At 42.8% G+C, this 15476-nt stretch carries 16 protein-coding genes and 1 pseudogene; 11 read left to right on the forward strand and 6 right to left on the reverse strand.

Annotated elements, in window-relative coordinates:
• Nucleotides 1-155: 155 nt before the first annotated feature.
• Entirely contained in the window at nucleotides 156-947 is a 792-nt protein-coding gene (modE, locus tag PluTT01m_RS07700) for a molybdenum-dependent transcriptional regulator (protein ID WP_011145777.1), read from the reverse strand.
• A 182-nt stretch (nucleotides 948-1129) separates the two neighbouring features.
• On the opposite strand from modE, the gene PluTT01m_RS07705 reads away from it, so the two are divergent.
• The 4 genes from PluTT01m_RS07705 to modC all read left to right on the forward strand — a co-directional run bounded on the left by PluTT01m_RS07705 (nucleotide 1130) and on the right by modC (nucleotide 4301).
• Nucleotides 1130-1264, forward strand: a complete 135-nt coding sequence (locus tag PluTT01m_RS07705; RefSeq protein WP_011145778.1) for an AcrZ family multidrug efflux pump-associated protein — start codon at nucleotides 1130-1132, stop codon at nucleotides 1262-1264.
• A 373-nt stretch (nucleotides 1265-1637) separates the two neighbouring features.
• Nucleotides 1638-2408, forward strand: a complete 771-nt coding sequence (modA, locus tag PluTT01m_RS07710; RefSeq protein WP_011145779.1) for a molybdate ABC transporter substrate-binding protein — start codon at nucleotides 1638-1640, stop codon at nucleotides 2406-2408.
• Between the two features lie 142 nt (nucleotides 2409-2550).
• Nucleotides 2551-3243, forward strand: a complete 693-nt coding sequence (gene modB / locus PluTT01m_RS07720; protein ID WP_041380749.1) for a molybdate ABC transporter permease subunit — start codon at nucleotides 2551-2553, stop codon at nucleotides 3241-3243.
• Nucleotides 3237-4301, forward strand: a complete 1065-nt coding sequence (gene modC / locus PluTT01m_RS07725; protein ID WP_011145781.1) for a molybdenum ABC transporter ATP-binding protein ModC — start codon at nucleotides 3237-3239, stop codon at nucleotides 4299-4301. Before modB ends, modC begins: the two co-directional genes overlap by 7 nt.
• Before the next feature lie 76 nt (nucleotides 4302-4377).
• On the opposite strand, the gene PluTT01m_RS07730 is transcribed toward modC, so the two are convergent.
• Nucleotides 4378-5196, reverse strand: coding sequence for a pyridoxal phosphatase (locus tag PluTT01m_RS07730; protein ID WP_011145782.1), 819 nt, complete (start codon nucleotides 5194-5196; stop codon nucleotides 4378-4380).
• Between the two features lie 145 nt (nucleotides 5197-5341).
• Here PluTT01m_RS07730 and pgl point away from each other — a divergent pair, with 145 nt between their 5' ends.
• Entirely contained in the window at nucleotides 5342-6328 is a 987-nt protein-coding gene (gene pgl / locus PluTT01m_RS07735; RefSeq protein ID WP_011145783.1) for a 6-phosphogluconolactonase, read from the forward strand.
• 206 nt (nucleotides 6329-6534) lie between these two features.
• On the opposite strand, the pseudogene PluTT01m_RS07740 reads toward pgl, so the two are convergent.
• Nucleotides 6535-6724 (reverse strand): annotated as a pseudogene (locus tag PluTT01m_RS07740) (helix-turn-helix domain-containing protein); the annotation flags it as partial.
• A 156-nt stretch (nucleotides 6725-6880) separates the two neighbouring features.
• On the opposite strand from PluTT01m_RS07740, the gene PluTT01m_RS07745 reads away from it, so the two are divergent.
• Nucleotides 6881-7555 carry an antitoxin Xre/MbcA/ParS toxin-binding domain-containing protein gene (locus PluTT01m_RS07745; RefSeq protein ID WP_011145784.1) on the forward strand — a complete coding sequence of 225 codons (675 nt, stop codon included), beginning with the start codon at nucleotides 6881-6883 and terminating at the stop codon, nucleotides 7553-7555.
• Nucleotides 7548-8213 (forward strand): RES family NAD+ phosphorylase, encoded by a 666-nt coding sequence (locus tag PluTT01m_RS07750; RefSeq protein ID WP_011145785.1) that lies wholly within the window; start codon nucleotides 7548-7550, stop codon nucleotides 8211-8213. Before PluTT01m_RS07745 ends, PluTT01m_RS07750 begins: the two co-directional genes overlap by 8 nt.
• Before the next feature lie 211 nt (nucleotides 8214-8424).
• Here PluTT01m_RS07750 and bioA read toward each other — a convergent pair whose 3' ends face one another.
• Nucleotides 8425-9696: an adenosylmethionine--8-amino-7-oxononanoate transaminase gene (bioA, locus tag PluTT01m_RS07755; RefSeq protein WP_011145786.1), complete on the reverse strand. Its 1272-nt coding sequence runs from the start codon at nucleotides 9694-9696 to the stop codon at nucleotides 8425-8427.
• A gap of 94 nt (nucleotides 9697-9790) precedes the next feature.
• Between bioA and bioB the strand changes: the two genes are divergently transcribed.
• Genes bioB through bioD form a run of 4 tightly spaced genes read left to right on the forward strand, consistent with a single transcriptional unit; the run spans nucleotide 9791 to nucleotide 13403 of the window.
• Complete coding sequence (bioB, locus tag PluTT01m_RS07760) at nucleotides 9791-10828, forward strand: biotin synthase BioB (RefSeq protein WP_011145787.1); 1038 nt, start codon at nucleotides 9791-9793, stop codon at nucleotides 10826-10828.
• A complete protein-coding gene (gene bioF, locus PluTT01m_RS07765) occupies nucleotides 10828-11979 on the forward strand; it encodes an 8-amino-7-oxononanoate synthase (RefSeq protein ID WP_011145788.1) in 1152 nt (383 codons plus the stop codon). Before bioB ends, bioF begins: the two co-directional genes overlap by 1 nt.
• Nucleotides 11963-12730, forward strand: a complete 768-nt coding sequence (gene bioC / locus PluTT01m_RS07770) for a malonyl-ACP O-methyltransferase BioC (protein WP_011145789.1) — start codon at nucleotides 11963-11965, stop codon at nucleotides 12728-12730. The genes bioF and bioC overlap by 17 nt, the downstream gene beginning before the upstream one ends.
• Nucleotides 12723-13403 carry a dethiobiotin synthase gene (bioD, locus tag PluTT01m_RS07775; protein WP_011145790.1) on the forward strand — a complete coding sequence of 227 codons (681 nt, stop codon included), beginning with the start codon at nucleotides 12723-12725 and terminating at the stop codon, nucleotides 13401-13403. The genes bioC and bioD overlap by 8 nt, the downstream gene beginning before the upstream one ends.
• A 316-nt stretch (nucleotides 13404-13719) precedes the next feature.
• Here bioD and PluTT01m_RS07780 read toward each other — a convergent pair whose 3' ends face one another.
• Both PluTT01m_RS07780 and PluTT01m_RS07785 read right to left on the reverse strand, forming a co-directional pair.
• A complete protein-coding gene (locus PluTT01m_RS07780) occupies nucleotides 13720-14613 on the reverse strand; it encodes a queuosine precursor transporter (RefSeq protein WP_011145791.1) in 894 nt (297 codons plus the stop codon).
• Complete coding sequence (locus PluTT01m_RS07785) at nucleotides 14614-15228, reverse strand: helix-turn-helix domain-containing protein (RefSeq protein ID WP_011145792.1); 615 nt, start codon at nucleotides 15226-15228, stop codon at nucleotides 14614-14616.
• Nucleotides 15229-15476: the final 248 nt, after the last annotated feature.

A 15476-nucleotide genomic window follows, 5' to 3' on the forward strand; every position in this document is an offset into this window, starting at 1 on the left:
CGCAAATATTTTTCCACAAATAAGCGGAATGGCGCGGAATGTCAATATTAACTTTTAATTAACATTTAATATTGGACACTAGGGGAGGTGTAAGGTACGTAACACCATAATATTCCTGGATATTCCGAATTGTTCAGTGATAATAGAGTCAATTCTTAACACAGAGTTGCAATAATCACCTGGTCAGCATTAAAAAGTGCAGTGATTTTATCTCCAGAATGTAGTTTCAGGTTATTTGCTTCTTGATTGGGCAGAGTAGAACAGAGGATTTCACCGCCATCAAGAACAATGATAATTTCGGTGTTCTCTTCGCTGGTTTCAATATTACTGATCTGCCCTGTCAGGGCATTGTCGAAATGACCGATAGAGAATGGCTCTTTAGTGAGCTTCACCCAAGGTGCTTTAATGAGCGCCAATACCTCCTTACCTTTTACCAAGCCAAGACGGTTAGCGCTTTGTTCTGTTAATGCCGCATTCAGTGATGTTTGACCATCTGTCAGCAAGATGCGGATATGTTGCTGGACCTGATTATGGTTACGGTCAGTAATTGTGCCAAAGAATTGGTTGCGGGCGCTGGTTTGCAGAGAAAAACGGCAAATGGCCGCTAACAGACTGTCGAGGGGAAGTTGGTCATCTTTTAGCATATCAAAGGCTTTTTGCTGAATTTGTGTCAGTAGATCGTAAAGTTGCAATAGACGTTCGCCATAATGGGTAAGATTTGTCCCGCCGCCTCCTTTACCTCCTGTAGCACGCTCTACCAGTATTTCGTCTGCCAGTTGATTCATTTCGTTAATTGCGTCCCAGGCGCTTTTATAACTGATACCGGCCTGTTTGGCTCCCTGACTGATAGAACCCGTTGCTTTAATCTGTTTTAGTAATAATATTCGCCGTGGATCGGCGAATAACCGTTGTTGTAATTTCAGTGTCAGTAGAATTTCGGCTTGCATGATAGTTTTTTTTAGTAAATATAATCGTAAATTTTTATAGGCTAACCAGAAAAACGCACGTTTAGCCGGTTACAGTTGTCTGTCTTTGTCTAGAATGGTACTAATTATAGCGGTATTACCCGCTATGGTTAAAAATGTGTTATGTTGCGGGCTCATTAAATGAGCCATTGTGTGAGGCTACCATGTTTGAGTTGATTAAAAGTATGGCTTTCGCCCTGGTCATGGTACCGGTAGTGACGGTCGGAATTTTAGGTTTAATTTATGGTCTTGGGGAACTGTTTAATATCGTTTCCCGTATTGGTCGTTCTGAAAAGTAAAACTAATATTTCTTTTACACCAGATGCTATTCTGATTACCCGGTGATTAACCGGGTAATTTGTCTTAATTAATCATAATCAATTCCATTTTATTCATTTGGTTTTCCTATTACAGTATTTTACTTCGAATTAAATTAGACAGTAAAAATTGCTTACAATTTGCCGATTAATATTGGAATACTCTTCCAATTGACGTTATATATCCTATGGATTTCAAGATGGATCGCGACGGCAAGGGAGTGAATCCCCGGGAGCATAGCAAACTATGTGACCGGGGTGAGCGAGTGCAGCCAACAAAGAGGCAACTTGAAAGATGACGGATATATCTTGCTATACACGACGAACTAATAGGTAAGAAACAGGTGGAAAACAAATGAAAAAGAGTTTTGGCAAACTGCTAGTCGGCGTTGTCGTTTCTTTTGCTTTGACGTGGCAAGCGTGGGCTACCGAAAAAGTCACGTTATTCGCTGCTGCCTCGTTGACTAATGCACTTGATGATATTGCGGCGCTGTATAAGCGAGAGAAAAAAGGTGAAGTGGTGGCTTCTTATGCTGCATCTTCCATTTTGGCTCGCCAGATTGAGCAAGGTGCGCCGGCAGATATTTTTATTTCCGCTGATCAACAGTGGATGGATTATGTTGCCGGGAAGAAACTGATTATTGATGAAACTCGGTTGACTATGTTGGGAAATCAACTCGTTCTGATTGCACCGAAAGCGAGTAGACTCAATAAAGTTGATATTAATAAAGAAACCAAATGGAAATCCTTATTAGAGGATGGGCGTCTTGCTGTTGGTGACCCAGATCATGTTCCTGTGGGCATTTACGCTAAAGAGTCTCTGCAATATTTGGGGGCATGGGAGAGGGTTAATCCTCTGCTGGCGCGTACCAGTAATGTGCGCAGTGGTTTGGCGCTGGTGGAGCGTGCTGAAGTTCCATTGGGCATTGTTTATGGCTCGGATGCCGTTGCCAGTGATAAAGTCAAAGTGGTGGGGGTTTTCCCGGAAGAGAGCCACAAACCTATTGAGTACCCAATGGCGATTATCAAAGATCATAGTAATCTCACCGTTCTCGATTTTTATGAATATTTGAAAACCCCTAAAGCCGTTGAAATTTTTAAACGTTATGGTTTTCACCCACGTTAGGAATATACCCTATGGATTTCAAGCTGCATCGCGACGGCAAGGGAACGAATCCCCGGGAGCATAGCAAACTATGTGACCGGGGTGAGAGAGTGCAGCCAACAAAGAGGCAACTTGAAAGATGACGGGTATAGATTTTTTGGCGATGTTGAGTGAATACGAATGGCAAGCCATCATCCTGAGTCTGAAAGTGTCCGGTATGGCAGTGTTACTTAGTCTGCCATTTGGGATCTTGATGGCATGGATTCTTGCTCGTTTCCAGTTTCCCGGTAAATCATTACTTGACAGCATTATCCATCTGCCGCTGGTGTTACCACCCGTGGTAGTGGGTTATTTGCTGCTGATCAGTATGGGACGTCGTGGATTTATCGGTGAATGGTTATATGACTGGTTTGGCATCAGCTTTGCATTTAGTTGGCGTGGTGCTGCACTGGCTTCTGCTATTGTTGCTTTTCCGTTGATGGTCAGGGCGATACGTCTGGCGCTGGAAGGTGTTGATCGGCGGCTGGAACAGGCTGCTCGTACCTTGGGCGCGAATCCGTTTAAGGTATTTTTTACTATCACATTGCCGCTCTCTTTGCCTGGGGTTATTGTGGGTACTGTGTTGGCATTTGCCCGTTCATTGGGTGAATTTGGCGCAACTATCACTTTTGTATCCAATATTCCAGGCGAAACGCGGACGATCCCTCTGGCAATGTATACCTTGATTGAAACACCTGGAGCAGAAACGGCTGCGGCTCGTTTGTGCATCATTGCCATTATTCTAGCGTTGATGTCACTGATGGTTTCTGAATGGTTAACCCGTTGGGGCAGGAGACGTTTGGGAGCAACATGTTAGAGCTGGATTTTGAGCAACAACTTGGTGATCTTTATTTACAGGTCAATACACAGCTACCCACTGAGGGGATCACGGCTGTTTTTGGCCTTTCAGGTGCCGGGAAAACTTCACTGATAAATGTTATCGCTGGTTTGATACGCCCACGGAAAGGGCGGATTGTCCTTAATGATCATGTGTTGGTTGATATTGAAAAAGGTATCTGCTTGTCACCAGAGCAGCGTCGTATAGGCTATGTTTTTCAGGATGCCCGGCTTTTTCCGCATTATCGAGTAAAGGGTAATCTGCAATACGGGATGTCGCCGGAGATGAAGCCAGAATTTGATAGCATTGTTAGTTTGCTTGGAATTGAGCACTTACTATCTCGTTTTCCTCTTACCTTGTCCGGCGGTGAAAAGCAGCGGGTTGCTATCGGTCGTGCTTTATTGACGGCACCGGATCTGTTGTTAATGGATGAACCGTTGGCATCGCTGGATCTCCCTCGTAAAAGAGAACTACTGCCTTATCTTGAAAAGCTTTCTGGAGAGGTCAACATCCCGATTTTATATGTCAGCCATAATCTGGATGAGATTCTTCGTCTGGCAGAAAATGTACTCGTCGTGGATAACGGAAAAGTCAGGGCAACGGGAAAATTGGAAGAGGTTTGGTCCAGTAGTGCATTACGTCTTTGGTTACAAAAAGAGACGCTTAGCAGTATTCTGAATGTTTCAATGGTTGAACATCATAATCGTTATGAAATGACCGCGGTGGCACTCGCTGACCAGGCTTTATGGTTGCCGAAAATGGATGTTCAACCGGGAACTGATTTGCGTATCAGAATAGATGCGTCAGATGTTTCATTAGTACTGGAACCTCCTCGCGGCAGTAGTATCCGTAATATTTTAGCGGTAAAAGTGGTTGAATTCTTTGATGATAATGGACACGTTGATGTCAAATTGGTGTTGAGTGGCCACTATTTATGGGCAAGGATCACTCCGTGGGCAAGGGATGAACTTAATTTGCGGTCTGGGCAGTGGCTTTATGCCCAGATAAAAAGTGTTTCTTTTCATCGGCAACTGTAGTCTCTGCTATAAATAGCAAAGGAAAAGGGGAGCTTATCGGAAGGTTCCCCGCACAGTAATCTTGTCAGACAAGCAATTAAAGAACATACTTGCGAATAACTTCGGCAATACCTGGCTGAGTATTATCCAGCGTCACCAAATCGGCTTGTTCTTTAATCGCATCCACACTGTTACCCATAGCGACACCGAGTCCGGCGGCTTTCAGCATGCTCAGATCATTAAAGTTATCACCAAAAGCAATAACATCTTTCATCTTCATTCCCTGTGATTCAACCCACTGTTTCAAACGCATACCTTTGCTGTTACCTTTCTTGGCAATATCCACCTGATCGAACCATGACCATTCACACGAAAGACCTGTGTCATTTGCGATTTGTGCAGTCACTTCCCGCAGTTTTACTAAATCAGGAGAACAGGTTGTAAATTTCCAGATAGATTGTACTTCGTCAATAGCATGTTGAAAGCTATTAACATGTCGCACAGTTGGGCGTTGAGATTCAGGTAGGGTTTCAGACCATTTTATGGTACGGACAACTGTGTCATACGGTTCTTCATATAACATGGCATCATCTACATACATCAGACGGTGAATATCTGTGTTTTTTAAGTGGCTGAGAACTTTTATAGCTTCTTGAGTTGACAGTGGATCTGAGGTTAAAACGCTCTTTTCATGGTAATCATACAGATAAGTACCATTACAGCAGATGGCAGGCGTGTCGAGCTGCAAAGTCTGATAAAAAGGGTGGATAGCAACATGATGACGGCCAGTAGCAATTAGCACCTTAATACCAGCTTTACGTGCTTCGTTTAGTACAATGAGTGATTCGGGTAGGATATTTTTTTGAGGATCGAGTAGTGTACCATCCAGATCCAGTGCAATGATGCGATATGACATAAATTAGCCTCATAACTATATATAATGTAAGGATATTACATTGAAACTGAATAAAGCTACACCAATTGTGCGGTGAGTTTAACCGATAAAACCAATCGAGTCGTTACAGCACAATAAAATGGTCATGGATAATTAAGGAGTGAAGATGAAACAAGTGGTTTATACGGCGAGTCCAAACAGTTGTCAGATTCATGTTTGGAGCCTGAATAATGAAGGTGAGTTATCACTGATTCAGACAGTTGATGTACCGGGGGAAGTACAACCAATGGTGGTTAGCCCGGATCGTAAACATCTTTATGTTGGCATCCGGCCACAATTCAGTATTGTCACTTACCAGATTGGCTCTAGAGGGGAACTGGCACAACAGGGGATTTCATCAATACCGGGTAGCCCGACTCATATCTCTACTGATAAACAGGGCCGTTTTCTATTCTCTGCCTCCTATAGTTATAACAATTTGAGTGTCAGCCTAATTGATGATCAAGGTATTGTGGGTGAACCTGTTCAGGTTATTGCCGGTTTGCAAGCACCGCATTCGGCTAATATTGACTGGGATAATAAACAACTATTGGTTCCTTGTCTGAAAGAAGATCGCGTCCGTATTTTTGAGATGGCAAAAGAGGGTTATCTGACAGAAAAACGTGCTGAGGAAATCACTACCGCAATGGGTGCGGGCCCTCGTCATATGGCATTTCATCCAAATCAGCAGGTGATTTATTGTATTAATGAACTGGATTCTACAGTGGATGTTTATCGCAAGTGGGAAAAATATCGGACTGTTCAGACGGTTGATTCATTGCCGGCAGATTTAGCGGGAGTTCGTTGGTCTGCGGATATTCATATTACACCGGATGGTCGTCACCTTTATACCAGTGAACGGACTTCAAGTTTGATCAGCCATTTTGTTATTTCGCAAGATGGTTCTAATTTGACGCTGGCAGGACACTATAAAACTGAAATTCAGCCGCGTGGTTTTGCTATCGATCACAGTGGAAAATATCTGATTGCATCCGGTCAAAAGTCTGACCATATTTCAGTCTCTTCTATTGATAAATATACCGGTAAATTGACTGAATTGACGCGCTATCCAGTAGGTAAAGGCCCAATGTGGGTAACGGTGCTGGCCCTGTGAATTTGATAAGATTGTTGGATGTTAATGGTGATCGTGTGTGCTGGTTTACGGTTTAATTTGATAGGCATTGATGCAAATAACCGGTAGGCACCAGATCAAGTTTGAGCTAATGCAACACCAAATCTTGCAGTTATTCAACCGGACAGATGCAAAAATGGTTTTCTATGTCTGCCCGGTTTCACTAAACTCATCCAGTGATTATTTCCCGCCTGCTGTAACGTGATGGCGTCACATACCTTGAGCAGAGGCGTATTTGCGTGATTTTTTCGCGACCGCTAGTAGCGGTTTGAGGTCTTTGCGCGGATTTAAACTCACATCGTGACTTCTATAAGCATGCTTTTTGATGTGCAGCGCCTTGTTATACGCAAAACGGACCGCGCCGAACGGGTTGTGCATGTGATATTCACGACAAAATCCCGTTGAAAGCGCTTTGATGGAAGCCTCGTGTGATGCAATTACACCAATCCTTGTACTTTTAACAAATACGCAATATCATCCATATAACGAAAATACGCAAAATACGAACTCAAACAGATGCAGTAGGGAGGCAGTATGATGACTAAATCGCAATCCAAATCGGAGAATGTTAGCTTTGACTTTCTTTCAATTGAGTTATCAAATGACAAGGATGTTGCCAAACATATCAATTTGTCTGAAATTCCCGCTGATGAGGCAGATCAGTATGTGGTAATAAAGTTGCCAAAAGCAATTGATTATCATGATATTAAGTTGGCAATAGCTAGTGCAGTAACCGCTGTCACTACATTCAATAAGAATAAACATCGGTCTGTTATGACCGAACCATCTTCAAAAATTGGATTTGCTTCCCGTAATGAAGCACGCCTTGAAAAATTAAAAAATCAGATCATTACTGATTCAGAGTGGCTGACTGCAAGTGAACTTAGCAAATTGGCCGGATCTAAATCAATGAATTCCAGCGCTGCGGCAAATCGTTTGAAAAAGTCGAAAAAAATATTCGCATTGCCAATTAATGGCAAAGACCTATTCCCATTGTATGCTCTAGACGAAGGCGGCCAACCGTTACCAGTGATAAAGAAAACTATTGCGCTGTTTGGAGACAAAAAGACCCCTTGGTCAATGGCTATTTGGTTCGGCACACCAAATAGCTGGCTTGGTAATAAAAAACCAAAGGACCTTGTATTAACTCAACCTGATGATGTTTATATGGCAGCCAAAGAAGAAGCTGAAGGGCCGCGTCATGGTTGATGATAAAAAAGAATTTCAAGAAGATATACCGCTTCCCCCAGAGAATACAGCAGCCAAAATCCAAAAGTGGAAAGCGGGTACACCTATTGAACGTATTCATAAAGCCGAGTTTAAAGGCGCTGAATTTAATCCTGGTGTTGGTAATGCCCGTTTTAGCCCGTTCAAAAATAATGGAATCTTTGTTCCAACACTCTATGGAGGTGAAAACGTAGGAGTCGCTATTATGGAGACGATTTTGCATGATATTCCACTAAATTGCGCCGGTATACCTGTTGAACTGAGTAAACTAGATGATTTAGCGTATAGCCAAATTACGCCAAAAAAAGACATCAAGTATGTGGATATCAACCCACGAATATTGAAGAAATGGGGGATTATTCAAGGTCAACTAGTAGAATCAGAAGCATCGGATTATCATATTACTCAGCTCTGGGCAGCAAAAATTTATCATGACAATCCTGATGCTCAAGCAATTCGATGGCCCTCTAAGCAGCACGGCGGTAAAGCAATAATAATTTTTGGAGATCGGGTGGAAGAAAAAGATTTGCATGTGTCTCTTGAATCAGAGTCCGCCGCTACTTCTAAAGAGGTTAACGAAAAACTTAGAGAGCTTGCAGATGAAATGGAATTGGTTTTGGTACCTACAGATATGACATGAAGGAAAGGCCATATATACCCGTCATCTTTCGAGTTGCCTCTTTGTTGGTTGCACTCGCTCACCCCAGCCACATAGTTATATGTTCCCGGGGATTCACTCCCTTGTCGTCGCGATGCATCTTGAAATCCATAGGGTATAAGTACAGAATGAAACTTAGCTCTATTAACTGCTCAGCAATAAATTCAGCAGAATTTATTTAATACAAGAAAAATTACAAATTAATTGCGCCAGAAACGGCCTTTGTCAGGCGTGAAAGCTGCTCTGGCTGAATAATATAAGGCGGCATCAAATAAATCAGCTTGCCAAATGGTCTTATCCAGACACTTTGAGAAACAAAATAGTGTTGTAGCACCGCCATATTCACGGGTTGATTCATTTCCACGACGCCAATTGCACCTAATACCCGAACATCAGCCACTTTTGCATGATGTTTTAGTGGCATCAACTCACTCTTTAATTGGTTTTCAATTGATTTAATACGTTGTTGCCAAGGGCTTTGTAATAATAAGTTCAAACTGGCTTTTGCTACGGCACAAGCTAATGGATTGCCCATAAACGTTGGGCCATGCATAAAACAGCCTGCTTCACCATTGCTAATTGTTTCAGCTACCTTACGGGTTGTCAGTGTTGCTGATAGTGTCATATAGCCGCCTGTCAGCGCTTTCCCTACACATAAAATATCTGGCTCAATTTCAGCATGTTCACAAGCAAACAATTTTCCTGTGCGGCCAAAGCCGGTGGCAATTTCATCTGCAATTAATAGGATCTGATGCTGATCGCAAAGCATTCTGACCTGACGCAGATATTCAGGATGATAAATTCGCATTCCGCCGGCACCCTGTACGATAGGTTCAAGGATCACTGCGGCAATATCACCGGAATGCTGCTCCAGCAAAGTACGAAATGGCATGATATCCCGTGGATCCCATTGCGAATCAAATCCGCACTGAGGCGATTCAGCAAACAGATGAGTGGGCAGATAGCCTTTGTAGAGATTATGCATTGAATTGTCGGGATCACAGACAGACATAGCGCCGAATGTGTCACCGTGGTAACCGTGGCGTAATGTCAAAATACGCTGACGTTTTTCACCTTTTGCTTGCCAGTATTGCAACGCCATTTTTAACGCCACTTCCACTGCGACAGAACCTGAATCCGCTAGAAAGACACATTCCAGTGATAGCGGGGAGATTGCTATTAATTGTCTGCAAAGTGCGATGGCGGGCGGATGGGTAATTCCACCAAACATGACATGGGACATCTGATCAAGCTGAATTTTAGCGGCTTGGTTCAGTACCGGATGGTTATATCCATGAATGGCGGCCCACCAGGAAGACATACCATCCACCAGCTTACGGCCATCAGCCAACTCCAGTTCCACCCCAGAAGCGCCAACGACAGGGTAAACTGGAAGAGGGTTGGTCATGGAGGTGTAGGGGTGCCAAATATGGCGTAGATCAAATTCAATATCGGAAGGGGTCATAAGGCTTGACGTAAACCAATTTTATTAAAATTGGTTGACAGTATAACGGCATTATTTAAACTGACTAGACTTTTTTCACATTGGAGATGTTATTGTGATTGAGCGTAAGCAATGGACAATTAAGCAGGCGCAAGAGCTGTTTGATAAACCTTTTTTCGAATTATTATTTCAAGCACAGCAGGTTCATCGTATTTACTTTGACCCACAGCAAGTACAGGTCAGTACACTACTTTCCATCAAAACCGGGGCTTGCCCGGAAGATTGCAAATATTGCCCGCAAAGCTCCCGTTACAAAACAGGTCTTGAAAAAGAGCGGTTGATGGAAGTGGAACAGGTGATTGATTCTGCTCGTAAGGCTAAAAATGCGGGTTCAACACGTTTTTGTATGGGTGCCGCGTGGAAAAATCCCCATGAGAGGGATATGCCTTATCTGGAGAAAATGGTTAAGGAAGTCAAAGCATTGGGAATGGAAACCTGCATGACACTGGGCATGCTCAATGGCTTACAAGCACAGCGGTTGGCGGATGCAGGGTTAGATTACTACAACCACAACCTGGATACCTCCCCGGAATTTTATGGCAACATCATTACAACTCGGACCTATCAGGACAGATTGGATACCCTGGATAAAGTACGGGAGGCCGGAATAAAAGTGTGTTCTGGTGGTATTGTTGGTCTGGGTGAGGCGATACGTGATCGGGCCGCATTATTGGTACAACTGGCAAATCTGCCAAAACCGCCGGAGAGTGTACCCATCAACATGTTGGTTAAAGTCAAAGGTACGCCATTGGCTGAGAACGAAGATGTAGATCCTTTCGATTTTATCCGCACGATTGCTGTTGCCAGGATCATGATGCCGTCTTCTCATGTTCGGTTATCCGCAGGTCGTGAACAGATGAACGAGCAGACACAGGCAATGTGTTTTATGGCTGGCGCTAATTCTATTTTCTATGGCTGTAAGTTGCTCACTACACCTAACCCGGCGGAAGATAAAGATTTACAACTATTTCGCAAGTTGGGCATTAATCTTCAGCAGACTCAGACAGCATTTGGTGATAATCAGCAACAGCAGCATTTGGCGGAAGCCATTATCAATGCGGATAACGAACAATTTTATAATGCGGCATTATAATGGACTGGTCATCTTATCTTTCCCGACAGTTGTCTGAGCGTCGGAGCACTTCGCTATGGCGTCAGCGGCAGGTCAATCAGAAATCAGATGGGCGTTTCCTGTATGCCGCTGATGGCAAATATCTTAATTTTTCCAGTAATGATTACCTTGGGTTAAGTGCAAATCCCGCAATTATTTCCGCATGGCAGCGGGGAGCTGAACAATATGGTGTTGGTAGTGGAGGTTCAGGTCATATTACGGGTTATACAAAGGCTCATCAGCTATTGGAACAACAATTGGCTGACTGGTTGGGCTATCCAAAAGCATTACTGTTTATTTCGGGGTATTCTGCTAATCAGGGGGTCATTGCCGCGTTAATGACGGAACAGGATCGGATTATTGCTGATCGTCTGAGTCATGCTTCATTAATGGAAGCGGCGATGCATTCCCCCGCTCAGCTACGGCGTTTTCTGCATAATCAACCTGAATCACTTGCAAATTTACTGGCAACGCCTTGTGTTGGAAAGACGCTGGTGGTAACCGAAGGTGTATTCAGCATGGATGGTGACTGCGCACCGCTAGCCGATATTCATCAGCAAACCAGAATTTCTGGCAACTGGTTAATGGTGGATGATGCTCACGGTATTGGTGTTTGTGGTGAGCAGGGAAGGGGAAGCTGCTGGCAACAGAAAGTAAAACCAGAAATCCTGATTGTCACTTTTGGCAAAGCATTTGGGTTGAGTGGTGCGGCGGTGCTTTGTGATGAGCAGACAGCAGAATACCTAATTCAGTATGCCCGTCATCTGATCTACAGCACCTCTATGCCTCCGGCACAGGCTCAGGCGCTTTCTGAAGCTGTTCGGCAGATACAATCTGGTGATGAATTGCGCCAACGATTACAGCAGAATATCAATTACTTCCGCCGGCAAGCTCAGAAACTGCCGTTCAATCTGACAGATTCAACCACCGCAATTCAGCCATTGATTGTGAGTGATAATGAGTTGAGTGTGTCCTTGTCTCAGTCTCTGCAACAAAAAGGGATTTGGGTTAAAGCGATCCGTCCACCAACAGTACCGCCGGGCAGCGCCAGATTACGTATTACTTTGACGGCCAGCCATATGCCACAGGATATTGATATGTTGATGGAGGCGTTGCATGGGTTCCGTAGCTGAATTTGCCAATAAACAGGCGATTGCGGGAGCGTTTGGACGAGCGGCCGCCAATTATGATGTGGTAGCGAAATTACAGCAGCAAACCGGTGAATTCCTCATGCAACAAGTTGGTGAGCATTCCGGCAAATTAGTATTGGATGCAGGTTGCGGTACCGGTTTTTTTAGTCACCGCTGGCGACAACAGGGGAAGCAGGTTATTGGGCTGGATTTGGCATCAGGCATGTTAGCTCATGCCCGTAAGCAATTGGCGGCTGACTATTATTTACAAGCGGATATTGAACATTTAGGGCTTGCTGACAACAGTGTTGATATCTGTTTCAGTAATCTGGTTGTTCAGTGGTGTGATGATTTATCCAGTGCTTTAAGAGAACTTTATCGGGTAACCCGTCCTGGTGGATTAATTCTATTTTCCACCTTAGCTAAAGGTTCATTGTATGAATTGAAGCAAGCTTGGAGTGTGGTTGATAACTACCAGCATATTAATCAGTTCCTGCCGCAACAGACAATTAAAGATGCCTGTCAAGGGTTCCGGCATTGTCTTATTAGTCAGGTTTATCGCCAGCAATATTCTCATATATTGCCGCTATTGGGTTCTCTGAAAGGGATTGGTGCGACTCACCTTCATGATGGGCGACAGCAAGGACTGATGACGCGTGGACGACTGATTGCTCTGGAACAGGCTTATCCACGAGAAAACGAACAGTTACCTCTTAGCTATCAGGTGGTTTTTGGAGTGATTCATCGTGACTAAGCGCTGGTTTTTGACGGGTACAGATACCGAAGTGGGGAAAACAGTTGTAAGTTGCGCTTTGTTACAAGCGGCAACTAAAGCAGGATATAAAACAGCAGGTTATAAACCCGTTGCTTCTGGTAGTGAAATAACACCGGCAGGTGTTCGTAATGCTGATGCAGTGGCATTGCTGGCAAATAGTTCTGTATCTTTGCAATATGAAGAAGTGAATCCGTTAGTATTTGTTGAAGCAACATCACCCCATATTGCCAGTGATGATTCGAATCAACCTATTGATTTTACTGTTATGTCTATGGGGTTACATCAGTTAGAAAAGAAAGCAGACTGGGTTTTAGTTGAGGGCGCGGGTGGTTGGTATACCCCTTTATCAGAATCGGTGACTTTTGCTGACTGGGTGGTTAAAGAGCAACTGCCGGTTATTTTGGCAGTGGGAGTGAAGTTGGGCTGTATTAATCATGCGATACTTACCGTGGAGGCTATTATAGGTTCAGGATTACATTTTGCAGGCTGGATAGCTAATGAGGTTGAACCCGCAGGCAAACGTCAGCAAGAATATTTGGCGACATTAGAGCGGATGTTACCGGCTCCTTTATTAGGTACGATTCCTCATTTAACGCAAGAATATTTTAATCATTTAGGGGAATATATAGATTTAAAATTACTGAATAATTAATTTGAAAATTTAATCTGGTAGAATATTCTTTCAATGTCATGATGAATGATTACATTATTCATATCTATGTTTTACTGTTGATGATATACCCGTCATCTTTCAAGTTGCTTCTTTGTTGGCTGCACTCACTCACCCCGGTCACATAGTTCTCTATGCTCCCGGGGATTTGCTCCCTTGCCGCCGCGATGCATTTTGAAATCCATAGGGTATAGATATATAAAGGGTTATTTTAGCACAATATGCCGGAATAACATTCCGGCATAAAAATGATACTTTTCAACGACTTTTCTCTATTCTGACAAAACGTTATCTCTATTTATACTTCAGCGAGTTTTTTATTCACTGGTGTATCTTCTGGTCGATTTATATAATTTCTGAATATCTTCCTTACCAGATAAATAGGGCCTACACCCAGGATAGAATAAGCCACTTTAATGAGGAACTGGGCGATAATCATTTCTTTTATGATGTCTATGCCGAGAACACCATAGAAAGCGATTGAACAGAATATTATACTGTCGAATGCTGAAGCGATAACAGTACTGGTTATTACTCGCAGGAAAAGATACTTTGAGTTTGTGAGAGATTTTATTTTGCAGAGGAGATACGAGTTTATATTCTCAGAGATAAAATAAGCAAGAGATGATGCCAGTAATACAGATACGATACTATTCACTATTCCATTATAAGTCGCACCAAATTCCCATCCAGGAACACCCGGCATCAGTGCGGTTCCCCAAAGCCCTAGAACAAATAATAAGTTCGCAGCAAAAGAGATAATAATCGTTCTTCTTGCCAGACGTAATCCATAGAATTCGTTTAGAATATCGACCAGTAAGAAAGTTATAGGGTAAATAAAAACCCCAGGAGGCGTGACAATATTAAGGATCGGGATATGAATGGGTTTCACACCACATATGGTAGAGAAAATATAGATAACACTGAGTGCGATGCTAATGAGTAAATAGGCTTGCCATGAACGTTCATGACGGTCCCCAAGTTCATAAGCGGTTACGATATTACTGTGGCTGTATAGTTTCCGGTATATCGTACTGAGCTCATGTCTGCTCAGATCTTCTGAAATATCACTGTCAACGAGCTCTTTTAACCCCATAGTAATGGTCTTACCTGTCGCTAGCACCATGACATTTGCCGATAATTTACCATACCTTGAAAATCCCAGTAACTTAAACTTTTGATTTGCTGTCATTTATAGTCTTTCTCCTACAATATAGCCCAAAAAATGAGCATTTCTGTAGGGTTTCCTATCGAGGCTGTCATCATTTTTCTCTTGCCGGATAAAGAACCCAATTTCCTTAGCGTAATACAATAATGGCGTATTGGTGACTAATGCGGGGGGACGTTTTATGATGATCACCTCACCGGGTATGAATGTATCTTCTATTGCCGATTCGACTTTAAGAGCCAACATGTTTGATTCATCACCAAAGAAATAGGTCAGCGGATACTCGGTAACAAGCTGACCTATTTTTTTCTCAGAAACGGCTAAAAATTCAGATTGGGGAACGATAGGGATAGCCGAAGGATTTTTATTGCCTTCGGTTGAAAGTGTTTCATTGAGGCGCTCTAATTGTTCAAGGTCATAATATTCTATTTCTTCACAGGAGACACCGAAAAAATCGGAAATCCGAAGAACAGTAGATTGTTGAACGTTATTGACTTGTCCTTCCAGGATTTTATAAATGGTGGTACGGGTCAATCCTGTTCGATTGGAAAAAGAGCTCTTGGTTTCTCCACGGGTACGTATCAAATATTCTATATTTTTAATGATATTTGTTTTTCGCTGTGCATTAGACGTTTTCATGAGAATCCTTTATATAAAGATAACAGCATTACTATATATTACTTGATGGTATTGTCCAGTGTGAAAAAACCACCCATTGTGATAATTTATTGATTTTACTTTTAATATCTTATTTTTATGATTATCTATATTAGCACATCCTATATCAGAAAAGGCTCATGGATTTACCTTTATATTCTAAAAACGAAAGTTAAATCATGGAATTAAGTGAAATTCATTATAAAGTTTACACAAAACTGAACTTTATG

Source organism: Photorhabdus laumondii subsp. laumondii (assembly GCF_003343245.1).
In the GTDB taxonomy this organism is placed as follows: Bacteria; Pseudomonadota; Gammaproteobacteria; order Enterobacterales; family Enterobacteriaceae; genus Photorhabdus; species Photorhabdus laumondii.